The sequence below is a fragment of the Janthinobacterium salmonicoloratum genome (genome assembly GCF_051380845.1).
Classification (GTDB): Bacteria; Pseudomonadota; Gammaproteobacteria; order Burkholderiales; family Burkholderiaceae_D; genus Janthinobacterium; species Janthinobacterium lividum_F.
The window spans coordinates 177,331-201,301 of the sequence record NZ_JBNYXV010000009.1; the positions used below are offsets into that span (position 1 = coordinate 177,331).

At 63.1% G+C, this 23,971-nt stretch carries 20 protein-coding genes; 13 read left to right on the forward strand and 7 right to left on the reverse strand.

Annotated elements, in window-relative coordinates:
* Positions 1–20 precede the first annotated feature (20 nt).
* The 6 genes from ACQ4WY_RS26980 to ACQ4WY_RS27005 all read left to right on the forward strand — a co-directional run bounded on the left by ACQ4WY_RS26980 (position 21) and on the right by ACQ4WY_RS27005 (position 6,648).
* Positions 21–2,108, forward strand: coding sequence for a TonB-dependent receptor (locus tag ACQ4WY_RS26980; protein WP_436506729.1), 2,088 nt, complete (start codon positions 21–23; stop codon positions 2,106–2,108).
* Positions 2,109–2,239: 131 nt separating this feature from the next.
* Positions 2,240–2,713, forward strand: coding sequence for a hypothetical protein (locus ACQ4WY_RS26985; protein ID WP_436506730.1), 474 nt, complete (start codon positions 2,240–2,242; stop codon positions 2,711–2,713).
* Positions 2,714–2,996: 283 nt separating this feature from the next.
* Entirely contained in the window at positions 2,997–3,428 is a 432-nt protein-coding gene (locus ACQ4WY_RS26990; RefSeq protein WP_436506731.1) for a hypothetical protein, read from the forward strand.
* Between the two features lie 121 nt (positions 3,429–3,549).
* Positions 3,550–4,869 (forward strand): D-serine ammonia-lyase, encoded by a 1,320-nt coding sequence (gene dsdA / locus ACQ4WY_RS26995; protein ID WP_436506732.1) that lies wholly within the window; start codon positions 3,550–3,552, stop codon positions 4,867–4,869.
* Positions 4,869–5,789 (forward strand): DNA-binding transcriptional regulator DsdC, encoded by a 921-nt coding sequence (gene dsdC / locus ACQ4WY_RS27000; protein ID WP_436506733.1) that lies wholly within the window; start codon positions 4,869–4,871, stop codon positions 5,787–5,789. Before dsdA ends, dsdC begins: the two co-directional genes overlap by 1 nt.
* A gap of 43 nt (positions 5,790–5,832) precedes the next feature.
* Positions 5,833–6,648, forward strand: a complete 816-nt coding sequence (locus ACQ4WY_RS27005; RefSeq protein WP_436506734.1) for a ferritin-like domain-containing protein — start codon at positions 5,833–5,835, stop codon at positions 6,646–6,648.
* A 13-nt stretch (positions 6,649–6,661) separates the two neighbouring features.
* Here the strand turns inward: ACQ4WY_RS27005 and ACQ4WY_RS27010 are convergent, their stop codons facing one another.
* A complete protein-coding gene (locus ACQ4WY_RS27010) occupies positions 6,662–10,054 on the reverse strand; it encodes a hypothetical protein (RefSeq protein ID WP_436506735.1) in 3,393 nt (1,130 codons plus the stop codon).
* A 368-nt stretch (positions 10,055–10,422) separates the two neighbouring features.
* Here ACQ4WY_RS27010 and ACQ4WY_RS27015 point away from each other — a divergent pair, with 368 nt between their 5' ends.
* Together ACQ4WY_RS27015 and ACQ4WY_RS27020 are read left to right on the forward strand one after the other, a co-directional pair.
* Positions 10,423–10,866 carry a ricin-type beta-trefoil lectin domain protein gene (locus ACQ4WY_RS27015; protein WP_353657415.1) on the forward strand — a complete coding sequence of 148 codons (444 nt, stop codon included), beginning with the start codon at positions 10,423–10,425 and terminating at the stop codon, positions 10,864–10,866.
* A gap of 490 nt (positions 10,867–11,356) precedes the next feature.
* Positions 11,357–11,587, forward strand: a complete 231-nt coding sequence (locus ACQ4WY_RS27020; protein WP_436506736.1) for a hypothetical protein — start codon at positions 11,357–11,359, stop codon at positions 11,585–11,587.
* On the opposite strand, the gene ACQ4WY_RS27025 is transcribed toward ACQ4WY_RS27020, so the two are convergent.
* Positions 11,541–12,638, reverse strand: a complete 1,098-nt coding sequence (locus ACQ4WY_RS27025) for a DNA topoisomerase IB (protein ID WP_436506737.1) — start codon at positions 12,636–12,638, stop codon at positions 11,541–11,543. The genes ACQ4WY_RS27020 and ACQ4WY_RS27025 overlap by 47 nt on opposite strands.
* Before the next feature lie 92 nt (positions 12,639–12,730).
* Between ACQ4WY_RS27025 and ACQ4WY_RS27030 the strand changes: the two genes are divergently transcribed.
* On the forward strand, positions 12,731–13,114 hold the full coding sequence (locus tag ACQ4WY_RS27030) for a YkvA family protein (RefSeq protein WP_436506738.1): 384 nt from the start codon (positions 12,731–12,733) through the stop codon (positions 13,112–13,114).
* On the opposite strand, the gene ACQ4WY_RS27035 is transcribed toward ACQ4WY_RS27030, so the two are convergent.
* The 4 genes from ACQ4WY_RS27035 to ACQ4WY_RS27050 all read right to left on the reverse strand — a co-directional run bounded on the left by ACQ4WY_RS27035 (position 13,111) and on the right by ACQ4WY_RS27050 (position 17,116).
* Positions 13,111–13,272 carry a hypothetical protein gene (locus ACQ4WY_RS27035; RefSeq protein ID WP_436506739.1) on the reverse strand — a complete coding sequence of 54 codons (162 nt, stop codon included), beginning with the start codon at positions 13,270–13,272 and terminating at the stop codon, positions 13,111–13,113. The genes ACQ4WY_RS27030 and ACQ4WY_RS27035 overlap by 4 nt on opposite strands.
* A 91-nt stretch (positions 13,273–13,363) precedes the next feature.
* Positions 13,364–14,545 (reverse strand): serine hydrolase domain-containing protein, encoded by a 1,182-nt coding sequence (locus ACQ4WY_RS27040; protein ID WP_436506740.1) that lies wholly within the window; start codon positions 14,543–14,545, stop codon positions 13,364–13,366.
* 109 nt (positions 14,546–14,654) lie between these two features.
* Positions 14,655–15,950, reverse strand: coding sequence for a cation:proton antiporter (locus ACQ4WY_RS27045; protein ID WP_436506741.1), 1,296 nt, complete (start codon positions 15,948–15,950; stop codon positions 14,655–14,657).
* Between the two features lie 50 nt (positions 15,951–16,000).
* Complete coding sequence (locus ACQ4WY_RS27050; protein ID WP_436506742.1) at positions 16,001–17,116, reverse strand: mechanosensitive ion channel family protein; 1,116 nt, start codon at positions 17,114–17,116, stop codon at positions 16,001–16,003.
* 259 nt (positions 17,117–17,375) lie between these two features.
* Here ACQ4WY_RS27050 and ACQ4WY_RS27055 point away from each other — a divergent pair, with 259 nt between their 5' ends.
* The 4 genes from ACQ4WY_RS27055 to ACQ4WY_RS27070 all read left to right on the forward strand — a co-directional run bounded on the left by ACQ4WY_RS27055 (position 17,376) and on the right by ACQ4WY_RS27070 (position 22,811).
* Positions 17,376–19,643 carry an alpha,alpha-trehalose-phosphate synthase (UDP-forming) gene (locus ACQ4WY_RS27055; protein WP_436506743.1) on the forward strand — a complete coding sequence of 756 codons (2,268 nt, stop codon included), beginning with the start codon at positions 17,376–17,378 and terminating at the stop codon, positions 19,641–19,643.
* A complete protein-coding gene (gene otsB / locus ACQ4WY_RS27060) occupies positions 19,643–20,434 on the forward strand; it encodes a trehalose-phosphatase (RefSeq protein ID WP_436506744.1) in 792 nt (263 codons plus the stop codon). The genes ACQ4WY_RS27055 and otsB overlap by 1 nt, the downstream gene beginning before the upstream one ends.
* Positions 20,403–22,292, forward strand: coding sequence for a glycoside hydrolase family 15 protein (locus tag ACQ4WY_RS27065; RefSeq protein WP_436506745.1), 1,890 nt, complete (start codon positions 20,403–20,405; stop codon positions 22,290–22,292). Before otsB ends, ACQ4WY_RS27065 begins: the two co-directional genes overlap by 32 nt.
* Positions 22,293–22,451: 159 nt before the next feature.
* Positions 22,452–22,811 (forward strand): immunity protein PIM1 family protein, encoded by a 360-nt coding sequence (locus ACQ4WY_RS27070; RefSeq protein WP_436506746.1) that lies wholly within the window; start codon positions 22,452–22,454, stop codon positions 22,809–22,811.
* A 119-nt stretch (positions 22,812–22,930) separates the two neighbouring features.
* On the opposite strand, the gene ACQ4WY_RS27075 is transcribed toward ACQ4WY_RS27070, so the two are convergent.
* Complete coding sequence (locus ACQ4WY_RS27075) at positions 22,931–23,854, reverse strand: LysR family transcriptional regulator (protein WP_436506747.1); 924 nt, start codon at positions 23,852–23,854, stop codon at positions 22,931–22,933.
* Between the last annotated feature and the right edge of the window lie 117 nt (positions 23,855–23,971).

The following is a 23,971-nucleotide window of genomic DNA, read 5'->3' on the forward strand; positions in this document are numbered from 1 at the left end:
CAGATTCTGAAAGCAGCACCATGAAACATTTCCCTTTATTGATTTCCCTCGCCATCGCCGTACCGGCCGTGGCGCAAACGCGTACTGAAGCAGACACCACTGTTTTACCCGAGATGAAAGTCATCGTCGCGGGCGTCAAGGACGGTTACCGGCCCGCCGCCGACACGGCGCTGATGCTCAGCAGCACGCCCGGCTACAGCGTGGCGGCCGGTGGCGGCGTGTCCGGCTTGCCAGTCGTGAATGGTTTCGCCGACGACCGGCTGAAAATCCGCATCGACGGCATGGAGCTGACATCGGCCTGCGCCAATCACATGAATGCGCCCTTGTCCTATATCGACCCGCAGCAGGTGCAGCGCATCCGCCTGATCGCGGGCGTGACACAAGTCAGCGCCGGCGGCGACAGCATCGGCGGGACCATCGAGGTGCAGTCAAACGCGCCCGTGTTCGCCCAGTCTGGCGCACCGCTGTTGACGCAAGGCAGTTTTGCCGTCTCGGGACGCAGCGTCAACAACAGCGTGGCGACCAGCGTGAACGCCTCGGCAGCCAGCGACACCTTGAGCGTCGGCTACAGCGGCGCCTATACGCGCGGCCACAGCTATGAAGATGGTCACGGCAACACCGTGTTGGGCAGCATGTTTGAGAGCATCAACCAGGCCATCGTGCTGGCGGCGAAAGGCCAGGGCCAGCAACTGACCCTGCGCGCCGGCGTGCAGCACATCCCATACCAGGGGTTCCCGAACCAGTACATGGACATGACGGATAACCATGGCCAGTTCGCCAACCTGGCCTACCAGGGCACATTTGCCTGGGGCGTGTTTGACGCGCGCGCCTACTGGCAGCAGACGGACCATGAAATGGGCTTTTTCACACCCGAGCGCACGGGCACGATGCCGATGATCACGCACGGGCGCAACACGGGCTATGCGCTGATGGCCAGCTTGCCGACCGCTGCGGGCGAGTTGCGCCTGGGCCAGGAGTGGCACGGCTTCCGCCTCGACGATTACTGGCCGGCCGTGCCCGGTTCCATGATGATGGGGCCGCGTAGCTATCTGAACATCAACGATGGCAAGCGCGACCGCACCGTGCTGTTTGGCGAGCTGGAAACGCGCCACGATGCGCGCTGGAGCAGCGTGCTGGGCTTGCGCGGCGAATCCGTGCGTATGGAGACGGGCGAGGTGCAATCGTACGGCACCAACATGATGAACATGCCGGACGTGATGGCCGCCCGGGCCTTCAATGCGCGCAGCCGCAGCCAGCGCGACACGAACATCGACGCCTCGGCGCAAGCCACCTTTACGCCGGACGCGGCCAGCAGCTACGAATTCGCGCTGGCGCGCAAGGTGCGCTCGCCGAACCTGTACGAGCGCTACTCGTGGGGCCGTGGCTCGATGGCCATGACCATGACCAACTGGTTTGGCGACGGCAATGGCTATGTGGGCGATATCGACCTCAAGCCCGAGACGGCCTATACGGCGGCGTTCACGGCCGACTGGCATGGCGGTGGCGAGGAAGGCTGGTTTGTGCGCGTCAATCCCTACTACAGCAAGGTCGACAATTACATCGATGTCGATGTGCTGGCGTCTTTCCACCCGTACATGAAAATGGGTGCGAACGGCAACTTGTTGCGTTTTGCCAACCACGACGCCAAGCTGTACGGCGCAAACCTGTCGTGGCAGCTGCCGCTGGCCAGCAGCGCGCGCTGGGGCCGCTTCATGGCGACGGGCAATGCCGCTTACACGCGGGGCAAGCGCGGCGATGGTGGCGACCTGTACCGCATGATGCCGTTCAACGCCTTGCTGGCCGTCGAGCACAAGCTGGGCGCCTGGAGTAGCCGCATCGAAACGAAGATCGTTGCCCGCAAGGACAAGGTCGATGCCCGCCGCTTCGAACCGGAAACGGGCGGCTATGCCCTCGTCAACCTGCGCAGCAGTGTGGCGCTGAGCAAGATGGCCAGCCTGAGTGCAGGCGTGAGCAACCTGTTCAACCGCGCCTACGCGGATCCGCTCGGTGGCGTGTACCTGTCGGGCCTGAAGGCAAATGGAGGCGCGCTGCAAGCCTTGCCGGCCGAGGGCAGGTCAATTGATCTGGGAATGCAGCTGAAATTCTAGAATGGAAATAACGCGCCTTCGTCCTGGCATAAAAAGGGCGAAGGTGCGTGTTATTGGAAATATCGATAACAAATATCGGCCGGGCAGTTATGATTTGGCCTTTCATGTAAAGTTATCGACCATTCAGAATGATGAAAAACGTTTCCTGTTTTATCTTTGCCACGGTTTTTAGTATCGCGGCGCATGCGCAAACGCCAGAACCCTGGTCGATTCCGGACCCCATGGCATTAATCGAAGCATCGAATACCCTTTGCGCCGCACAGGTGAAGTCGGCCTTGGCCGCAGGGGAACTGCGGCAGCAGGGACGCAGCAAGGCGGAAGTATTGGCGCTGCTGCCGGATAGCCCGAAAGGCATGACATTGCGCGTGGTCAGTGCCATGCGCGAGAACGTTGAAGATGCCTTTGATTTACCGGAGCTGTCGACACAGTCACAGTTTGCCTATCGCGCCGAGGCCTGCTTTGGCGAAACGTTGGGCGGTAAAAGGGCGCCACGCCTTGCGAGCCTGCGGCCGCAGGTGGAGAAGTGTCAACAGCTACATGGCTCTGAAAAGAGTGATGCGCTGTTCAAATGCGTCGAGGCGGTAGTGCGTAGCGCCAGGCAGTGATGGCGAATTGGTGGCGCTGGACGAGGTGCTGGCGCGTCAGCGCCGCCATTAAAAAAAGAGTTCGCCCTGTCAGTATCGAAGCCATCACGGAAACCAGTGGCTGGATGAGGGTCATTCAGGTTGAGCGAGGTATTCGGGTTTGGTATGACGTTGGCGCCGTGCCGTTGAAACCGTAAGCAGATTGATATTGCTCTTAGTTAATATTGGATGGACGGGGGCCAATCGGCCAATAGCAGCCGAATTACCGTCGTCTTGCGTTACCAGTTCATGCCATCGGAAACCTGTGAAATATAAGAAATTATTTGGCGAGGATGCGTCCGCCGTCGTTCTGTCCATTACCGTTGTCGCGTATGTGGCATCCTTGTTTTTAACGGCAATGGTGGATTCCCACGAAGTCTGGCTGGGCGTGGGCGTGTTATTGCTCGGCTGGCTAGGACCGTTGACCGGCAGTTTTGCCTGGTTTGCCAATCCGCTGCTTATTTTTGCCATGTACTTCTCGAAAGAGAAGCCAAGTGCCGCAAAGGTGGCCGCCTTTTTTGGCTTTGCGCTTGCCCTGACATCCTTTGGCATTAAAATTATTCCCAGTGATGATAGTTCCCACACGGTGCTGGGATTCGGTGCCGGATGCTATCTTTGGCTGGCCTGCTTTCCAGCCGTGTTCATCGCATCGTTCTTAAGCAGCAGAAACCCCAGGGCCCTTGCTCCTGGCGAATAGCCTTGTTTTCTCTGTTGTAGCATAACAGGTGATCTCCCGTCACCCATTGCCTGATCAACCATCCTTTGCCAGCGGCGCCGGGATGGGGTCTAATCATGGCTTGTTCCTTCACGAGGTTGCCATGCTGCCCACTTCCGCCATCGCCGCGCTGCGCGAAAAATTTCCCCTGATTACAGAACTGATGGCCTTGCAGCCCTTGAGCTGGTTCAATCCCGCCATCGCGCCGGCGGCCGAGGCCTTGAACGACGTTGGCTTGACGGCGGAGGACGTGGCGGACGCCAGCGCGCGCCTGGCGCGCTTTGCGCCTTACTTGGCCAAGGCGTTTCCGGAAACGCAGGCCAGCGGCGGCATCATCGAGTCGCCCGTCGTGCCGCTGCCTGCCATGCAGGCGGCGCTGGGCGTGACGAGTGGTCAGCTGTGGCTCAAGCAGGATAGTCATTTGCCCATTTCCGGCTCGATCAAGGCGCGCGGCGGCATTTATGAAGTGCTGAAACACGCGGAAATGCTGGCGCTGGACGCCGGTTTGCTGAAGGCGGGCGATGATTACAGCCTGCTGGTCAGCGACGCCGTGCGGGCCTTCTTTGGCCAGTATGCGATCGCCGTCGGCTCCACGGGCAATCTGGGCTTGTCGATCGGCATCATGAGCGCGCGCCTGGGCTTTCGCGCCACCGTGCACATGTCGGCCGATGCGCGCCAGTGGAAGAAGGATAAATTGCGCAGCCATGGCGTCACCGTCGTCGAGTACGCGACCGACTACAGCGTGGCCGTGGAAGCGGGGCGCAGGCAGGCGGAGAATAACCCCAGTTGCCACTTCGTCGACGATGAAAACTCGCACGATCTGTTTCTCGGCTACGCGGTGGCGGGGCAGCGCCTGAAAGCCCAGTTCGCCGCAAACGGTGTCGCGGTGGATGCCGCGCACCCCTTGTTCGTGTACTTGCCGTGCGGCGTGGGCGGCGGCCCTGGCGGCGTGGCCTTCGGCTTGAAGCTGGCGTTTGGCGATGCCGTTCACTGCGTCTTCGTCGAACCGACCCACTCGCCGTGCATGCTGCTGGGTGTGTACACGGGCTTGCACGATGGGATCAGCGTGCAGGAGATCGGCATCGACAACCTCACGGCCGCCGATGGCCTGGCCGTGGGACGCCCGTCCGGTTTCGTCGGACGCGCCATGCAGCGGCTGATCGACGGCTACGCCACCGTCACGGATGAAGAACTGTACCGCTTGCTGGCGACGCTGGAGCAAACGCAAGGCTTGCGCCTGGAACCGTCCGCCGTGGCCGGTTTCGCGGGCATAGCACCTGTGCTGGCCGCGCCGCAATATCAGCAGCACCTGGAAACGGCCACGCACCTGGTGTGGGGCACGGGCGGCAGCATGGTGCCGCAAGAGGAAATGGCCGCCTACGTGGCCCGTGGCCGTGCCTTGCTGGCGGCCGGAGCCGCTTGATGCCGGCCGGCGCGCCGCTCAAGGCCACGCTGACGGCCAGCCAGTTCGCCAACCTGCACACCTTCCTGGTGGCGGCGCGCCATGCCAGCTTCGCGCTGGCCGCGCAGGAACTGGCGCTCACGCCCAGCGCCGTCAGCCACCGCATCGCCCGCCTGGAAGCGAGCCTGGGCCTGCGCCTGTTCGAACGATTGACGCGGCAGGTAAAACTGACGCAAGACGGCGAACGCATCTTTTCCGCCTTGCAAATTGGCTGGGAAGGCTTGCATGCGGCACTGGCCGGCGGCGACGCGCTCACTGGCAGCATCACCGTGCATGCGCGCCCCTCGGTGGCGCAATGCTGGCTGGTGCCACGCCTGGCAGGGTTCGCTGCGCAATATCCGGCATTGTCGATTGACTTGCGCGTGGGCAATGATAGCGTGGACTTCCGCGCGGGCCAGGTCGACCTGGCGCTGCACTATGGCGACGGCAGCGTTCCCGGCCTCGTATCGCGCAAGCTGATGGACGAATGGCTGGCGCCCGTGTGCAGCCCCGCGTATGCACGCGACCACGGCTTGCAAGATGCGCCACAACAGCTGTCCGGCGCGACGGTGCTGCACGATACCCTGGCCTGGCCCGCCTGCGCGCCCGATGCCGAGTGGCGCCTGTGGCTGGCCGGGCAGGCGTCAGAGGTGCACTTGCCCACGCGCAGCCTGCGTTTCGACCGCGCCGACCTGTGCGCGCAGGCGGCCATTCACCATGCGGGCGTGGCCATGGGCCGGCGCCAGCTGGTGCAGCCGTGGCTAGCCAGCGGCCAGCTGGTCTTGCCGTTTGGCGGATTTGCCTTGGCCAGCCCGCAGGCGTATTACCTCGTGCATGCCGCGCGGACACTGCCGGCGAGAGTGCAGGCGCTGCTGGACTGGCTGATGGGGCAGGCAATTTGATACACTGCGCCCCTTATCGGTATCAGCGCACCAAGGAAACACCATGCACGCAACATCCCCACTGACCTTCACCGCGCCACAGGAATTGCGCACGTATGCGCTCGCTTGCCTGCTCGAACCGGATCCGGCAATCAAGGTGGCGATGGTGGCGTCCATGGCCGAAGCGCAGCTGGCGCTGGATGCGCATTCGCCGCTGGCGCCGACCGGCGCCGTGCCGGGCCGTCCCGAGCGTCCGGAACTGGTGCCGCCGCGCCTGGTGGGGCGGCGCTCGATGATCACGCCGGAAGGGCGCGCCATGCTCGTGCACGCGCTCGCGCACATCGAGTTCAATGCGATGAACCTGGCGCTGGACGCCCTGTGGCGCTTCCCGGACTTGCCCTTTGACTACTACACGGACTGGCTGCGCGTGGCGAAAGAGGAAGCCACGCACTTCGCCATGCTGCAGGCGCATCTGCAGGTGCTCGGTCACACCTATGGCGACTTCCCCGGCCACGACAGCCTGTGGGAAATGGTCGACAAGACGCGCGGCGACGTGCTGGCGCGCATGGCGCTGGTGCCGCGCACCCTGGAAGCGCGGGGTCTGGACGCGATTCCGCCACTGCGCGCCAAGCTGGCGCAGGCGGGAGACCTGGCCGCCGCCGCCATCCTCGACATCATCCTGCGCGATGAAGTGGGGCATGTGGAAATCGGCAACCGCTGGTATGGCTACCTGTGCCAGCAGCGTGGCCTGGAATTGCGCGCCACCTATGCCGAGCTGGCGCTGCGCTACGAAGCGCCCACCCTGCGCGGCCCGTTCAACCTGGAAGCGCGGCGCCGGGCCGGCTTTTCCGAGCTGGAATTGTCCGACTTGCCTGCCTGAATTTGTCGCGGCGTCACGGATGGGCCGTGATGCTGATGTGCCAGTGGCTCAGGTGTCCCGTTTCGATGTGCACTTTGATCGGCTTGATCCAGCTCCCCGCGCCGGGAATTTTGTCAGCAGGCGCAGCGGAAAAGCGCCCGTCGACGAGGGCCAGCTTGATGAAGCTGGGGCCGATGTAGACGACGCGCGTGCTGGCTGGCGCCGCCTCCTGTGCCAGCATGGCCCGGTTCGCCGCGATCCACGCCAGCAGGGCTGCCAGTTTCGGTTTTTGCGCGAGGTTGGCCACCACTTCCGCCTTCGCGTCGGTGATCAGCTGGTGGATGGCGGCGCCATCATTCTGGCCGCCCAGCGCATCCGAGTAGCCGCCCGCGCCGTCCGCGTAGCGCAAGTCGATCTGCTGGCCGTCGCTGTGGCCGCTGTGGCCGAGGATGGAGCGGCCCGCCGCCGTCTGCGTCACGTGCTGGCCGCTGATGTCGTCGAAACGGTAAGCCTTGCCCGCCAACCAGGCGATGGCCAGGCGCGTGGCCCACGAATCGCCGCCCGCATCGCGCGTGCCGTAGCGCCGCGTCGCCAGCGCCGCCTCGTTGTTGGCCAGGTACAGGGGAATGTAGGCCGTGTCGCCCTTGAACTCCACTTGTCCCCCTTCGGCCGGGTCGGAGCTGGCATCGGCATTGTCGACCCGGCCCTTCAGACGCACTGTGACGACGGCTTTCTTGTCGAGCTTGGCGCCAGCAAAGGAGGGCAGTACCAGGCTGGGAAATTTTACTGTGCCGGCAGTCTTGGTATTGGTCTGGGTCAATAAATTCTCCGTGCTGAAGGCGGGATTGTCGCCGCCGGCGGAAATGCCAATATTGACTTCCGTAATCGTCGCCGCCGCCGGCGTGTAGTGCAATTCCAGCGGCAAGGTGTGGGTGGCCGTGGCCGTTCCTTGCGAGACGGATACATACGGCCCCGCCAAATTGCCCGTCAGCTTGATCGGCTGCAGAACGGGATAGGTGGCCTTGTTGGGTGAGAGGAATTTTGCCTGCGTCACCTTCAAACCCTTGCACGCGAGACTCAGTTCCACCGTCGTCACGGTGGGCAGGGCGTTGTCGCCGATATTCGTGGCGCTGACATTGCCGCCCAGGCTCAAAGCCTCATCCCTGGTTTGCTTGCTGACGTCGACGCACTCCGTGCTGACGATGGTGCCCTGCGTGTAGTGCGTCTGGTTGACGGCGCCCGTGGCGGCCAGGTTGACCCCGGGCAGCCCCGTCACGGCGTACGACCAGGTATCGTTGTACTGGCTTTGCGCCGTCGTGTAGACGGGATACTCGGCCGTGCTGACGGTGATCTTCACGCCCACGTTTTTCGTGCCTTTGGGCACCGTGAAGGCGACGGGCGAGGTGATGGTCTGGTTTTGCGCGGCCGCCGTGGCCGAGAAGCTCTTGCTGTCCCCGTCATCTCGCGGCGTGAGGTCGCCCGCCGCACGGGGGCTGGCGGGCACTTCGCGCGCGGGCGGACCGGCGCCATCCTGCGTGACGCTGCCTGCCACATAGCTCTGTGCCGTGGCGCGCCGGGCCAGGCCGGGCTCGTACGGATAGACGATGCCGACGCTGACGGTGCTGCTGTTGTCGAAGACGACGGCGCTGACGCTGACCACGTTCGGATGGGCCAGGTCGTTCAAGGTCAGCTGGTAGGTATCGGGCAGCACGCCAGCGAAATGAAAGGCGCCCGTGGCGTCGACCATGGCCACCTGACGCTGGTGGTTGTTGTAGCCGGCCAATAACATCTTCTTGCCGGCCAGTCCCGTGGCATTGCCGCCTGCCGGCGTGCGCAGCTGGCCTTGCAGCACGATGCCGGACTTGATGACGATCAAGGCATAGCTGGCCGTGAATTCGCCATCCCGCGAGACGAAATTGAGGTTCAGGTCATAGCTGCCGTTGGGCAAAGATGCCAGCAACTGCCGCATGGCCGTGGCGCTGATGCTGAAGGTGCCGCTGGCCGCATCGAAGACCCAATAGGGCTTGAGATTGACGGCCACGCCGTCCGGCATGGATAGCAGGCCGTCGCTGTCGTCCTGCAGGGGCAGTGACGGCGCGCCCACCAGGCGGAACGCCAGGGCGCCCGGCTGCAGGCGGTTGTTCGGTCCCAGGCCCGTGATGGCCAGCACGGGCGCCGTGGCGGGCAGGCTGCCGTCGTCGTCCGGCTCCACATGGGTTTCCACGGCCGTGGGCAGGTCCGGCTGGATCAGCACCTTCAGGGTGGTGACCTTGTTGCCCTTGCTGAGAGAAAACTGCGCGTGCTGGTACACGCCCGTGTCGCCGGGCGTGGAAAAGCGCAGGCTGCCGTCCTGCAGCAGCACGTCCGTGACGGCGCCGCTGGCCTTGACGCTGTCGGCGCCGTCCGTCAAACCCAGCGCGGCCAGCGACAGCGTGACTACTTGCGCGGGCAGCACGGGGTCGAGCTCGATGCTGGCGTTGGCGCTGAAGGTCCACGCCAGGGCCGCACTCTGGAAGGCGATGCTGCGCTCGATGCGCAGGGTGATGGTGTCATCGGGCGTGACGGTGGCGCCCGCGTCGATGCTGCCGGCCAGCACCTCGCCATCGATGATGGTGCTGCCTTCGGGCGCGCCGGCCAGCACGGCTTGCACATTGCTGGCCGCCGCGCTGCTGTTGTTGCGGATGTGCACGCGGTAAGTGTAGTCCCAGGCCGTGCGGCTGACGCGTTGCTCGGCTACTTTTTCCAGTTGCGTCACTTCGAAGTCGCCGGCGGCCTGGACGGTGGTAGCGGCGGCCAGCATGATTTTCGGCGCGGGCGGCTGCGTAGGATCGTTCGGCCCGCCGCAGGCACACAGGCCCAGCGCCAGGCCCGTGGCCAGCGCGGCGCCCGCCAGTTGCCGGCGCCGCAGGCATGCCGCGGCCAGTACGCCCGCCAGCAGCAGCCAGGGCGTGGACGGCAGGGCGATGGCGGCCGGCTGCGTGAGGCCCGTCTCGAGTTCGATGAAGGAAACGGGGTCGAGGATGGAAAATGGCTGGGCGCCGGGGCTGCCCGCGCCCAGGTAATCGAAGGTGACGGAAAAGCCCGTGGCCATGGCGCCGGGGACGATGCCGCCGGCCAGCGCCAGTGCGTCGAGGTAGCCGCTGGCGGGAATGGCCACGTCGGGCTGCACCAGCAGCACGTCCCAGCCTTGTACCGTGGAGATATTGTGCAGCTTGGCGTACTGTCCCACGCTGAAGAACAGCGTAAATTCGGCGATGGGGACGGCCATGGTGGTATTGCTGACGGTATAGTCGTAGCGCCACAGCGTGCCGCCCAGCGCTGTTGCCGTGTAGCCAATGCTGGTGGCGTGCGCGGCGGACATCATGCACAGCATGAGGCCCAGCAGCGATAGCAGCGTCTGTGTGATATGCCGTTGGATCTGCTTCATGCTCGCTCCCCCGTGCGGGCCGCCGCGCGGTCCTGGCAGAGGGCCAAGCAGGAAGCGTTCCTGAAAATTTATCGCTTGTAAAACAAGGACTTGAGCCTGGCACCGTCGTCGCGGCCAGGCGCACTGTCAAATGCGCTGACAGTCTTGCCCTAGTGCCTGGCCATGCCGTCCGTGCGGCTGGGGAATTATTTTATCAATCAATGAATTTAATTGCTTTTAATTCTTTAATATATATGTTTTAAAGTGACAAAGCGTGACAATAAATTAAAAAATACGGTTCATACTGACGTTGCTGCAAAACAGCTCCGCTAATATATTTTGCTGCCAGCCTGATATATTAACGTCGATAACCTAATTGGAGATATAGCATGACTGCATATGTAATCCAAAGCTTGCAAAATACGAATCTTTGCATTGGCGTCAATAGCGTGGCGGCAGGTTCTCCCGTGACCTTGCAAGTTCTTTCCGGCATCGGCGGCACGAATTCGCAATGGAATATGGACCCGAACTCCGGCTACATCACGCTGGCGTCGAATCCCAGCCTGTGCCTCGATGTGCAAGGCTACGATGGCCAGCAGGGCCAGGTGATCGTTGCCACGATGACACTGGGTCGTACCAGCCAGTTGTGGAATTGGGTGGGCCGCGCGCCCAACATCTCGAACGTGCAGTACCCGCAAATGGTACTGGACAACGCCAACAACAACGCCAATCCCGGCAATGCCATCCTCGTGTGGCCATACAACGGCGGACAGAACCAGAAATGGAGCTGCCTTGCCGTGCCTGCCCTGAAGGCCATGCTGGAAGCGGCGTAAGCATCCGGCGGGGAACGGTACTCCACTAGCTCCAGCGCCTTTGTTCCGCGTCGCTGGCGCTGGCTGTCTGCGGACATATCGCTGCCGTCATATCGGTAAATAGATGGCCGTGCCTGTTTTAAATGGGCGGCACTAATTCCTGACGTGTTAAGTGTAAGCTGGCACGCAATTGGATTGCGTCGTTTTATTTGCATTGTTTATCGTGATTCGAATGCTTATATTTTTTATGGGAGATTTAAAATAGAAACTCTGTGTTTTTATTTTACATGTTGCCGATATTTAATATTGGCAGGAATATCCATGTCCGTCAATTTCAGATAATCGCCGCGTACCTGTTTCATTTCAAAATAGGTAAATAACTGCTAGCCGAGGCATGGCTGACTCTGTCAGCGCTGTCCTACCCGTTTTGCGGGAGATGTCCGATTGTATGCCTGGTGGAAACACGCGATGATGATGTCAACGCTGCAACAACCCACCAATGGAGTATGCAATGCACAAGCCAGCCACACCCAGCGGACTGAACAAGCCATTCCTGCTGATTTGCCTGTTTACATTTTCGACCCTCGCGGCCACGCTGATGAATACAGGCGAGGCGCAGACGGACGATGCCGCGCCGGCGCCCGTGGCGCGCGACGCCGGCCACGGCGTCTTGCCCGCCTGCAGCACCGACGCCCTCAAACTGTCCGCCCAGTGCCAACCCCAACCGGCGCGCCAGGCTTGACCGCACCCTGCAGGCGCTGTTGCAGCAAGGCCAGTACAGCCGCTTCTTCCGGCGCCAGCGCCGGCAAGTCCTCCTGCAACTGCTGCTGCGCCCGGGCGCGCATGCCTTCCAATAAACTGCCATCCAGATACGATTCCAGCACGGCCGGGTGCACATAGCACTTGCGGCAGATCGTCGGCGTGTTGCCCAGCTTCTTTGCCACCGATTCGATCGCCTGCACGATGTTTTTCTTGGCTTGCGCCTCGGAATCGACCTGTTCGAAGGCCTGCAGCGCCAGCGCGGCCAGCAAGGTGCCGGACCAGGTGCGAAAATCCTTTGCCGTGTAGTCTTCTCCCGTCACCTCGCGCAGGTAATCGTTGACGTCGCCCGAATCGACGCCATGGCGCGCGCCATCCTCGTCGACATATTGAAACAGTTCCTGCCCCGGCAGTTCGCGCATGCGCTGCAGCACCCTGGCCAGGCGCCGGTCGCTGAGGCGGATATCGTGGCGCACGCCGCTCTTGCCCTTGAAGTTAAAGGCCACGGCGCTGCCGTCGACCTGCACGTGGCGCGTGCGTAGGGTGGTCAGGCCGAACGACTTGTTCGTGCGCGCATATTCCTCGTTGCCGATGCGCATCATCGTCAATTCCAGCAGGTGCACGATGGTGGCCAGTACTTTTTCACGGGGCAAACCCGGCAACTGCATGCCGCGCGCGACGGCGGCGCGGATGGCGGGCAGGGCGCGGCCAAAGCTGAGCATGCGTTCATATTTCACTTCGTCGCGCACCTGGCGCCAGCGCGCATGGTAGCGGTACTGCTTGCGGCCCCGCGCGTCGCGTCCCGTCGCCTGCAGGTGGCCGTTGGCGTGCGGGCAAATCCACACGTCCGTCCAGGCCGGTGGAATGGCCAGTGCCTTGAGGCGCGTCAAGGTGGCGGCATCGCGCAGGAACTGGCCGTCCGTGTCCCGGTAGCGGAACTTGCCGGGCTTGCCCAGGCGGATGATGCCGCTCTGGTGGTCGCCCGTGTAGCGCAGGCCGGCGGCGCGGGCCGTGGTGGTGGCAGATATTTCCATGACGCTAGCTTACCTTGCACGCCGCGCACCCGACGCGCCGTTATGCTAAGGTGCGCATTCGTAACGCCGTGCGCGGCAGACAGGAGCAGCAGATGTTTGGCAGAAAAAAGAATCTGGAAGAAGACCACGCCCCCCAGGCCGACAAGCAGTATGAAAAGAAATACACGGAAGATAGCTTCTGGGACAAGGTCGTCAAGTTCGCCAGGACGGCGGGACGCGAGGTCATCGAGAAAGCCCTGTGGCTGTACTACGCGGCGCAGCAGCCGAATACCCCGCTGTGGGCCAAGACGGCCATTTATGGCGCGCTCGGCTATTTCATTTCGCCCATCGATGCGATTCCCGACATCACGCCCGTGGTCGGCTATGCGGATGACTTGGCCGTGCTGGCGGCGGCTGTCGCCACGGTCGCCACCTACATCACGGCCGACGTCAAGGAACGCGCCGCCGACAAGCTGCGCGGCTGGTTCGGCGCCTAAGCGCCAGGCGCGGGCTGGCCCTTGACCGCGCTGCGGTAGCGGGCCCTGGCCTCGGTTTTCTTCACCGCCTCGCTGGCGATGTTCTGGGCCTTGATGCGGGCTTTTTCACTCTTGCTGCGCTGCTGCGCCACGTCCTTGTTGCCGATGCGGTTCGTCATGCTGGTCTCCTCGTTGAGTGTCAAGTTTGACCAGCACAGCGTACGCTCTTGCCCGGGCGACACCGTGCGCCCGCTCACACAAGCTGCATGCCTACCTGGCTGGCGCGCCGCTGCCCCCATGAGCCAGCAGGCGCAGCACGACTTCTTTCTGGAATGAACGAAACTCCTTGTCCGCGCTGACGTTGGCGAAGGCCAGCACGGCGGTCTTGCTGGCGCGGTCGACGCAGACGACAGACGCGGCGCCCGGATCGCCGCCGCTGTGCGTGGCCAGCGGCTTGCCATCGACGTCGCGCAGCAGCCAGACCAGGGCCTGGCGCACGGACGAGTCGGCGGGTACGACGGCGGTCACTTGCGGGGCGAAAAACAATTGTAGGGTGGCATCTTGCAGATAGCGGTGGCCGTCGACCCGGCCGCCATTGCTGAAAATGGCCAGGAAACGGGCAAAGTCGTGCGCGGAGCTGCGCAGCAGACCGGCTGGCCAGTCCGGATAGCCGACGGGCGGCAGCACTTGCAGGCCCGGTTCCTTGTGCGCATACGGCTGGGCGACGACGGCGCGCCGCGGCAAGCCGGCCAGGTTCCACGCCGTGCTGTCCATGCCCAGCGGTTCGAACAGGTGCTCGTGCGCGTAGGCGTCGAGGCCATCGGGGTTCAAACGGCCCACCAGATAGCCGAGCAGGGCGATACCGACATTGCTGTAGCGCCATTCAGTGCCGGGCCGTGCCGCAAACGATACATCGGCGTCGTACCAGGCGCCGCCGCGCGACAGGTAGCCCTTGACGAAGTCGCGCAGGGGCAATCGCGGGTCGCCCTGCACGGAAAATGCCGTCGTCTTTTCGTACACGGCGTCGGAAATGCCCGAGGTGTGGCTGAGCAAATGACGAAAGGTGATGGGCACGTCGGGAAACTTCGGGTGCATGAGCGGGAAGTCCAGATAGGCCGCCACCTTGTCGTCGAGCTGGAAGGCGCCCTGTTCCAGCAGCATCATGACGGCCGTGGCCGTGACGAGCTTGCTGACGGAGGCGATATGAAACGCCGTGCTGGCATCGGCTTTCTTGCCGGCCTGGATATCGGCCCAGCCATAGCCGCGCGCGAAAATGGTTTGCTCGCCGCGCACCACGGCCACGCTCATGCCCGGCGTTTCCGTGCGGGCCAGGCCATCGCGCATGAAGCCGTCAAATGCCGTTTCCCACGCCAGCCTGGCCGGATCGGTGGCGCAGCCCGCTTGCAGCAGGGCCAGTGAGACGCCCAGTCCCAGCACGCTTCTTCGTTTCATTGATTCTCTCTTTTGCCATTTTTAATTATCTTAACAATATTTCCGCCCGGCATAGGGGCAATTGACAAAACATTGCTGTGCGGCAATGACAATCGGGGATTGCCGGCGCCTATTCGCGCCAGTAGCGTTCCAGCAGGGGCTTGACCGTCAGCCCGTGCGCGACGATGGACAGGATGACGACGACCAAGGTGATGTCGGCCAGTTCGCGCGCCAGGCTGTGCGGCAAGCCATGCGCGATGGCATAGCTGAGGTAGTACAGCGAGCCGATGCCGCGCACGCCGAACCAGGCGGCCAGTCCCCGCAGACGCACGCTGGTGCCCGAGGCCAGCAAGCCGAGCATCACGCTGGCCGGGCGCGCCACCAGCAGCAGGAACAGCGCCACGCTCCACGCCTGCCAGCTCCAGGCGGCGGCCGTGACGGTGCCGCCCAGCAATAGCACCAGGGTCAGTTCCGACAGGCGCTCCAGATGTTCCTTGAAGACGAGAGATTCGCCGCTGACGGTCAGCGGCACCTCGCTGTCGTGCGGCTTGGCGGCGGACACGGCATGGGTTTCTTCTGCCTGCAGCAAGCCTTGCCGGTCTTCGGGCGCGCCGGCCAGCCGCAGTTCCGTCTGGCGCAAGGCCACGCCGGCAAAGAACACGGCCAGAAAGCCCCACGCGTGCAGCCAGGTGGCCACGCCATACACGAGGGCGATCAGGCCCAGGGCCGCCAGGTCATCCAGCATGGCGTGTTTCGGCTCCTTGGCGCGCACCTGCCAGCCCAGCCAGGCCAGCAGCGCGCCGCCGGCTGCACCCATGGCGATGGCGGCCCCGCTGGCCCACAGCAAGTCGCGCCACAGCCAGGTGGCGCCATGCGGCCCCAGCTCATGCAGGCCCAGCAAGCCTAGGCCCAGCATGACGAACGGAAAGCCGCTGCCATCGTTCATGCCCGCCTCGCTGGTCAAGATGAAGCGCAATTGCTCGCTGTCGCCCGCATGGCGCAGCTGCACGTCGGTGGCCAGCACGGGGTCGGTGGGAGCGAGGATGGCGCCCAGCAGCACGCCCGCGCCAAAGGGCAGGCCCAGCACCAGACATGAAAAGGCCGCCACCAGGGCCACGGAAATGGCCATCGACAGCCAGGCCAGGCGCAGCGAGGGCAGCCAGCGCGCCAGGCTGAAGGGCACGGGCATCTTGACGCCGGCGGAAAACAGGGAGATGAGGACGGCAATTTCCGTCAGGGTTTCCAGCAGAGGCGCCTGCTGCAGCAGGTCGAACGCAAACAGGCCGAGGAACATGGGCCCCAGCAGCAGGCCCACGCCCAGGTAAGCCATGGCCGAAGTCCATGGCAGTCGCGCGATGCCGGCGGCACCCAGGCCGCGCGCCAGCATCAGGCAGCCGATCAGGATGAACCAGGCGGTGGTGCTCATGCGAACCATTGTAGCGGCGCATGGGCACGGGCAGCGCGCCGCTGGGTTTTTTAAGCCTTGTGCAGCAACACCGTATCGTTTTGCGCCTGCATCTCGCGCACTTCGATGGGGTCGTGCGTGGAGCGCAAGCGGGGCAGGCTGTGCGGGTAGTGGGCGGTGATGAAGGTCAGCATCTGCTCGCGCACGAGGCAGCGCAATTCGAAGGCCGTGCCCGAATCGCGCGCACTGATGAGAAAGCGCACGCGCACGGCCCGCTCGTTCGAATCCGTCGCTTGCACCGTGCAAACCCGGCCATCCCATTGGGTGGCGGACTCGCAGATGCGCGTCAGTTCCGCGCGCAGCGGTTCGAGCGGGATGCTGAAGTCCAGCCACAGGAACACCGTGCCCAGGATGTCCGAGGAGGTATGCGTCCAGTTCTCGAACGGATTTTCGATGAACCACTGCAGCGGCACGATCAAACGCCGTTCATCCCACACGCGCACGACCACATACGTGCCCTTGATTTCCTCGACCGTACCCCATTCGCCATTGACGATCAGCACGTCGTCGATGCGGATGGGTTGAGAAAACGCAATTTGCAGCCCTGCAATGAAATTGCCGAGCACGGGGCGGGCGGCAATACCGGCCACCAGGCCCGCCACGCCGGCCGAAGCGAGCAGGCTGGCGCCGATCTGCCGCGCGCCGGGCAAGGTCAGCAGCACGAAGGATAGGCCCAGCAGGACGACGATGGCGTGCGCGCTGCGCGTCAGCACGCGGGCCTGGGTGATCCGGCGCCGCGCGCGCAGATTGTCGGCCGCGTCGACGGGATTGATCTGGGAAATCGTGATGCTGAGCGACTCGATGCATTGCATGGCCAGCCAGGTCAGCGCGATGATCAGCGCCACGCTGGCCAGGTGCGACATGGCCACCAGTGCCGGCGTGTCGTCGGGCGCGCTGGCCAGCACCATGCGCAGACCGAAGACGATCATGCACAGCTGGCTGGCGCGGAAGGCCACGCGCGCGACGTTGCTGGCAAGCGGGTGGCCATAGGCCAGTTTTTTCAGCAAGCCGATGCCGGCCCGGTGCACGACCATGGCGACCAGAGTGACGAGCAGGGCGGAAACGAGCACGGTCAGCGCCGAACGCAGCGGGCCTCCCATCAGCGAGTGAAACGTGCTGAGATCCATAGGCGAAAACTCCTTGAGATTGGTGAGATGGATATCGGAAGCGGCTATTTTACGGGCAGATGACGTCGCGGGGGCGTGCGTTGCCGAACGGATAAGAGCTGCATCAAGGTGGATACTGGACGAAATTGCTGCGCTGCGCCATACCTGGTTGCCGTTTCACTACGGAAAGCAGACGCGCGTCGCCGCATGGAAAACATAGCCATACTTGCCATGCTTTTTGTTTTTGCAAAGGAAAACGATGATAGTACGATCACTCCGAATGTCCTTGCGCTTCATCCTGCCACTGGCCCTGGTGCTGGGACTGTTTGCTTATATCGTGGTACCCCTGCTCGACAATATCACCCTGCGCTGGTATGTGCGCGACCTCGACAGCCGGGCAGAATTACTCGCTGGAACCCTCCGGCCCTCGCTCACTGAATACCTGCCCGCGCGGGACGCCACCCGCATCGGCGAACTGTTCCAGGGCGCCACACGCGACGAACGCCTGATCGCCATCGGCTTTTGTGATAACGCGGGCCACCTGGTCTATCAGTCCGCGCAATACCCCGCTTCCATCGGCTGCTGGAGCACGCCTCCCACGGGCGGCCTGTACAAATCCCTGGCGCAATTGCCGCAAGGGCAAGTCCACATCAGCGAAACGCCCGTCATGCAGGAGGCATCCCAGCTGGGCCGCCTGGTGCTGGTACAGGACATGAGCTTTGTCGAGCGCCGCAATACGGATACCAAGCGTTTTATCTTTGCCTTCCTGGCCGTGCTGGCCGTGCTGATTTCCCTGATGACCGTGTTCGTGGCGCACCTGAGCTGGCGCGGCTGGCTGTCGGCCGTGAAGGATATTTTACGGGGCGAGTTGCTGACGAAAAGTAATGGCGCAGTGGCCGCCGCCACGGAGCCCGCCGCCGCGCCCGCGCCGCCACCGGAAATGCAACCGCTGATCGGCGACTTGCGCGAATTGCTGCAGGAATACCATCTGGAACGCCAGGGAGATAACGGCTGGTCATCCGACTGGACGCCGGACAAGCTGCGCGCCTTGCTGGAAGCGGACTTGCAGGGCGACCAGGTGCTGGTGGTGTCGAACCGTGAACCGTATATCCACACGAAAACGGACGCAGGCATCACGGTGCAGCGCCCCGCCAGCGGCCTGGTGACGGCCGTGGAAGCCGTGATGCGCGCCTGTTCCGGCACGTGGATCGCGCATGGCGCCGGTTCCGCCGACCGCGAAACGGTGGATAAGCTCGACCACGTGCCCGTGCCGCCCGACAATCCCAGCTATACCTTGCGCCGCGTGTGGCTGACGGAAGAGGAGGAGCAGGGATACTATTATGGCTTCGCCAATGAGGGCATGTGGCCGCTGTGCCATATCGCCCACGTGCGCCCCGTGTTCCGCTCGTCCGACTGGGAGCAGTATGTGAAGGTCAACCGCCGCTTCGCCGACGCCGTGATTGCCGAGGCGAAAACGGACAACCCCGTCGTGCTGGTGCAGGATTACCACTTTGCCTTGCTGCCGCGCATGGTGCGCGAAGCGTTGCCGAAAGCGACGATTATCACCTTCTGGCATATCCCTTGGCCAAACTCGGAATCGTTCGGCATTTGCCCTTGGCGCGAAGAAATCCTCGACGGCTTGCTGGGCAGCACGATTCTTGGTTTCCACACGCCGTTCCACCGCAAGAATTTCCTCGAAACGGTGGACCGCTACCTGGAAACCCGCATCGAACCGGAAGCGTCGACCATCTCCTATGGCGGCGAGATGACGCAGGTCGAGGATTACCCGATTTCCATCGCCTGGCCGGAAGACAATCCGGCGCAGCCCGACGTGGCCACGTGCCGCGCGCAAATCCGCGCCGAACTGGGCGTGGCGCAAGACCACTTGCTGGGCATCGGCGTGGACCGCCTCGATTACACGAAAGGCATCGTCGAACGCTTCCAGGCCGTCGAGCGCATGCTGGAACAGCAGCCTGGCATGGTGGGCAATTTTACCTTCGTGCAAATCGCTGCCCCGAGCCGCGCGTCGCTCGATGAATATCAAAGTTTCGATGCCAGGGTGCGCAAGATGGTCGAGCGCATCAACCGCCGCTTCGGCGGCGGCGATTACGTGCCCATCCTGCTGAAGGCCGAGCACCATGGCCAGGACGACTTGCAGCGCTATTTCCGCGCGTCCGAGGTGTGCATGGTGACGAGCTTGCATGACGGCATGAATCTGGTGGCCAAGGAATTCATCGCCGCGCGCGATGACGAACTGGGCGTGCTGGTGCTGTCGCAATTCACGGGCGCCGCGCGCGAGCTGCACGAAGCGCTGATCATCAATCCGTATCACATCGAGCAGGGCGCCGACGCCCTCTACCGCGCCCTCGTGATGCCGCCCGTGGAGCAGCGCGAGCGCATGAAAAGCATGCGGGCCAGAGTCAAGCATTTCAATGTGTACCGCTGGGCCGGGCGCATGCTGCTGGACGCGGCCCGTTTGCGCCAGCGCGACAAGGTCATGACCAAGATCGACGCCCACAGCCGCATCAAGCGGCGCAAGGGGCTCTGATGGCCGATATCCCTGACGATAGCGCAGCCCTGTTGCAGCTGCTGAGTACTCCCGGCAGCGCCGTCTTCCTCGACTTCGACGGCACCCTGGTCGACCTGGCGCCCACGCCCGATGGCGTGCGCCTGGAAGCGGGCGTGGTCGAAGCGCTGGCGCTGCTGGCCGAGCGCCACGGCGGCGCGCTGGCCCTCATTTCCGGGCGTCCGACGGCGCAGATCGATGCCATGCTGGCGCCCTTGATCTTGCCGGTGGCCGGCGTGCACGGCGTGGAGCGGCGCGGCGCCGATGGCGCGCTGCATGTGGCGGCCACGCCTGACGTCTCGCCCGTGCTGGCGCGCGCCCTGGCGCTGGCCGCTGTCCACCCCGGCTTGCTGGTGGAACAGAAGCGGGGCGCCGTGGCCCTGCATTACCGCCTGGCACCGGAACTCGGGCAACTATGTGTGCAGGAAATGACGGCAGCCGTGCAAGCGTGCCCGGGGGTATTGCTGTTGCATGGCAAAATGGTCCTGGAAGCCAAGCCGGCCGCCACGGACAAGGGCGGCGCCATCGCCGCCTTCATGGCCGAGGCGCCATTCGCCGGCCGCCGGCCCGTGTTCGCGGGCGACGATACCACCGATGAGGCAGGCTTTGCCTTTGTACAACAAGTTGGCGGGCAGGGCGTAAAGGTGGGCAGCGGCCACAGCGCCGCCACCCTGCGCCTGGCCAGCCCGGGCGCCTTGCGCGCCGCGCTGCTGGCCGCCTCCGTATCCCCAGAAGGAGTAGATGATGACGAGTTCCCAAGAACAAGTGTATGACACGCCCAGCGGCGCTGCCGCCTCGCTGGCCGCTTCCGCCACCGCTGCGGCCAGCGCGTCGGCACCTGCCACCCCCATCCAGGCTAGCCTCAACTGCGGCGTGGTGGGCAATTGCGCCTTCAGCGCCCTGATTGACCAGGCCGGGCAAGTCGTCTGGTCCTGCCTGCCACGTTTCGATGGCGATCCCGTCTTCAATCGCTTGCTGGATGACACGGAAAACGGCAGCGTGTGGGCCATCGACATTGAAAATTATGCGCGCAGCGAGCAATTCTACGAACCGAACACGGCCGTACTGCGCACGCGTTTGTACGACACGGAAGGGCGCGGCGTGGAAATCACGGATTTCGCGCCCCGATTCCTCAGCCGCGACCGCATGTTCCGCCCGCTGATGCTGATCCGCCGCGTGCGTCCGCTCGATCACGCCGTGCGCATCCGGGTGCGCCTGCGCCCCCGCTACGATTGGGGCAAGCTGGCGCCGCAGATCACGCAGGGCAGCCACCACATCCGCTATGTGGGACCGGAGCAGACCTTGCGCCTGAATACGGATGTGTCGCTCAACTATGTACTGAGCGAAACGTATTTCGTGCTGGGCGGCACCGCCAACTTCCTGCTGGGCCCCGATGAAACCCTGGCCGGCGGCATCGACGAGACGGCGCGCATCTTCGAAAAGGAAACCATCAATTATTGGCGCACCTACACGCGCCGGCTGGCCGTGCCGCTGGAATGGCAGGACGTGGTCATCCGCGCCGCCATCACATTAAAGCTGTCTTTATATGAAGACACGGGCGCCATCATCGCCGCCATGACCACCAGTATCCCGGAAGCGCCGGGCAGCAGCCGTAACTGGGATTACCGTTACTGCTGGCTGCGCGACGCCTTCTTTGTCGTGCGCGCCCTGAACAGCCTGTCCGAAGTGGGCACGATGGAAGAGTATTTGCGCTGGCTGACGAATATCGTGGCCCGCTCGAAAGGTGGCCACATTCAGCCCCTGTACGGCATCGGCCTGGAAGAGCAGTTGCCGGAATCGATGCTCGACCACTTGCCTGGCTACCGGGGCAACGGCCCCGTGCGCGTTGGCAACCAGGCGCAGGAACATTTCCAGCACGATGTGTACGGCAACATCGTCCTTGGTGCGGCGCAAGCTTTCCTTGACCACCGTTTGTTCCACCGGGCCGGCAAGGCTGAGTTTGCCGCGCTGGAAGCCGTGGGCGACCAGGCATTCCGGTTGCATGCGGAGCCGGACGCGGGCATGTGGGAGCTGCGCACGCGGGCGCGCGTGCATACCTCGTCCATGCTGATGAGCTGGGCCGCCTGCGACCGCCTGGCCAAGGTCGCCCATAAGCTGGGTTTGCCGGACCGGGCCGACCACTGGAACAGCCGCGCCGTGCTGATCCGCGAACGCCTGCTGCGCGAAGCGTGGAGCGAGGAGCGCCAGGCCTTCGCCGAAAGCCTGGGCGGGCGCGACCTGGACGCCTCCGTCCTGCTGATGGCGGAAGTCAACTTCATCGACCCCATGGACCCGCGATTCATCGCGACAGTCGATGCGCTGGAAGCGTCGCTGTGCGACGGCCCCTACATGCGCCGCTACGAGGCGCCCGACGACTTCGGCAAGCCGGAAACAGCCTTCAACATCTGCACCTTCTGGCGCATCGACGCCCTGGCCCGCATCGGCAGGAAAGACGAGGCGCGCAAGATCTTCGAAACGATGCTAATGGCGCGCAACCACCTGGGCCTGTTGTCGGAAGATACACATCCCGTGACGGGCGAAATGTGGGGCAATTTCCCGCAGACGTATTCGATGGTGGGGTTGATCAATTGCGCGGTCAGGTTGTCGGCGCCGTGGGATAGTGCGATTTAATTGTATCGTGCTCCATTCCCGTGAGCAGTCCATGCCAGTCCCTATAATGGGCGTGTTGACGTGCTTGCGGGCGTTTTAGCGTCAGGTCATAACAATCGTTGGCGCGCCGGCACCCGAAACGCCGAATGGCATCCACACAGATGAATACGAAATATCGAGATGACGACAGTAAGCGAAATTTTAGCGACAATAAATGAGAGTATTTTTTTTGAGACTATTTTTCAGAAAGATACTGACTGGGATGCTGCATTGTGCGCCAGGGACTCTTTTGAGTTTGATGGCGCATGGTGTGCCAGCTACGAAAAAGTGACCGCATCTTGTCCACCCGAAGGCGTCCTGGTGAAGGAAATCAGGGAGATCGTATTCAAGAAAGTGTATCAAGTCACTGAAAATTCCGACCTTGCTGGATATGTGTCGGACGACATGGGCTTGATTGCGCAGGCATGTCACCATAAAGTCGAGACCGACTTTATCGACAATCTCTGGAAAACCTATATGCGCGGAGAATTTCCAACTTGAGCTGATACAGGCTTGGTTCAAAGTGCAGAAATGATCTCGATCTGTCCAGTTGAAGATTGATAGTACATGATGGGCACGGTCGAGTCTTCCGCGCTACCGTTTCGACGTGCGACGTCATTTTAGCTACCAGTTGCGCGCTCGCCACGCCCATACAACCTGCATTCCGCCGCCAGCGCCAGCAAATTCGGATCGCGCTCGCGGCTGCTCAGCATCAGCAGAGTGATCTGCTGGTGCGAGCCGTAGCGCGCGTCCAGCGGCAGCAGTTCGATGCGCGAGCTGAAGGCGCGCACGCGGCCCGGCAGCAGGCTGTAGCCGATGCCGCCGCTGACCAGGTTGATCAGTGAGAAGATGTCGCCCACGCGCATGGCCGTGTCGGGCACGAAGCCCGCCAGTTCAAATGCATGGTTGAAGCTTTGCGAGGTGACGAATCCTTCGTTGAGCGTGACGAATTTGTCATCGCGCAGCTGCTGCAAGTCCACCGAGGCCGCGCCGGCATACGGCGAGCCGAGCGGGGCGGCCAGGTAGACGTCGTCCTGGAACAGCGGCACCGCCACCAGACCGGCATGGTGTTCGTTTTCCTGCACGCCGACGATGATGGCGTCCAGGCGGCCATCAGCCAGGCTTTGCAGCAGTTCGCGGTTCGAGCCCAGGGTCAGGTCAATGTCGAGACCGGGCCGGCGCAGTTTCAAGGCGATCACCAGTTGCGGGATGCAGTGCAGGGTCAAGGAATACAGCGAACCGATTTTCAAGCGCACGGGGTTGATGCCGGACATTTCGCGCACCTTGCGCACGCCTTCTTCGCACTCGGCCAGCACGCGCCGCGCCGATTCGGCAAAAGTGTAGGCCGCATGCAGCGGGATCAGGCTGCGTCCCTCGCGCTTGAACAGGGGACAGCGCAAGCCGTCTTCCAGTGTATGCAGGGCGCGGTGCACGCTGACCGTGCTCTGGCCCAGCGCATCGGCCACCCGCGCCAGATTGTTCAATTCCATAAAGCTGAGAAAAACTTCCAGCTTTTTCAGGGTGATTTCTTCGTTGATGGCCATGGCCAGCCTCTTTCAAGGGAGTTCATTAACTTCAAGGTAATGAATATGGTAGCAGCTTGATTGTCGCGGCTCCGTTTTCGCTCTATCGTCAGGCTTCGATAGCTCACTTCGGAGGCA

Bases quoted from the DNA above. Each gene is read 5' to 3' on its own strand.
- ACQ4WY_RS26980 (WP_436506729.1), top strand. From the start codon at position 21: ATGAAACATTTCCCTTTATTGATTTCCCTCGCCATCGCCGTACCGGCC.
- ACQ4WY_RS26985 (WP_436506730.1), top strand. From the start codon at position 2,240: ATGAAAAACGTTTCCTGTTTTATCTTTGCCACGGTTTTTAGTATCGCG.
- dsdA (WP_436506732.1), top strand. From the start codon at position 3,550: ATGCTGCCCACTTCCGCCATCGCCGCGCTGCGCGAAAAATTTCCCCTG.
- dsdC (WP_436506733.1), top strand. From the start codon at position 4,869: ATGCCGGCCGGCGCGCCGCTCAAGGCCACGCTGACGGCCAGCCAGTTC.
- ACQ4WY_RS27005 (WP_436506734.1), top strand. From the start codon at position 5,833: ATGCACGCAACATCCCCACTGACCTTCACCGCGCCACAGGAATTGCGC.
- ACQ4WY_RS27010 (WP_436506735.1), bottom strand. From the start codon at position 10,054: ATGAAGCAGATCCAACGGCATATCACACAGACGCTGCTATCGCTGCTG.
- ACQ4WY_RS27015 (WP_353657415.1), top strand. From the start codon at position 10,423: ATGACTGCATATGTAATCCAAAGCTTGCAAAATACGAATCTTTGCATT.
- ACQ4WY_RS27020 (WP_436506736.1), top strand. From the start codon at position 11,357: ATGCACAAGCCAGCCACACCCAGCGGACTGAACAAGCCATTCCTGCTG.
- ACQ4WY_RS27025 (WP_436506737.1), bottom strand. From the start codon at position 12,638: ATGGAAATATCTGCCACCACCACGGCCCGCGCCGCCGGCCTGCGCTAC.
- ACQ4WY_RS27030 (WP_436506738.1), top strand. From the start codon at position 12,731: ATGTTTGGCAGAAAAAAGAATCTGGAAGAAGACCACGCCCCCCAGGCC.
- ACQ4WY_RS27035 (WP_436506739.1), bottom strand. From the start codon at position 13,272: ATGACGAACCGCATCGGCAACAAGGACGTGGCGCAGCAGCGCAGCAAG.
- ACQ4WY_RS27040 (WP_436506740.1), bottom strand. From the start codon at position 14,545: ATGAAACGAAGAAGCGTGCTGGGACTGGGCGTCTCACTGGCCCTGCTG.
- ACQ4WY_RS27045 (WP_436506741.1), bottom strand. From the start codon at position 15,950: ATGAGCACCACCGCCTGGTTCATCCTGATCGGCTGCCTGATGCTGGCG.
- ACQ4WY_RS27050 (WP_436506742.1), bottom strand. From the start codon at position 17,116: ATGGATCTCAGCACGTTTCACTCGCTGATGGGAGGCCCGCTGCGTTCG.
- ACQ4WY_RS27055 (WP_436506743.1), top strand. From the start codon at position 17,376: ATGTCCTTGCGCTTCATCCTGCCACTGGCCCTGGTGCTGGGACTGTTT.
- otsB (WP_436506744.1), top strand. From the start codon at position 19,643: ATGGCCGATATCCCTGACGATAGCGCAGCCCTGTTGCAGCTGCTGAGT.
- ACQ4WY_RS27065 (WP_436506745.1), top strand. From the start codon at position 20,403: ATGATGACGAGTTCCCAAGAACAAGTGTATGACACGCCCAGCGGCGCT.
- ACQ4WY_RS27070 (WP_436506746.1), top strand. From the start codon at position 22,452: ATGACGACAGTAAGCGAAATTTTAGCGACAATAAATGAGAGTATTTTT.
- ACQ4WY_RS27075 (WP_436506747.1), bottom strand. From the start codon at position 23,854: ATGGCCATCAACGAAGAAATCACCCTGAAAAAGCTGGAAGTTTTTCTC.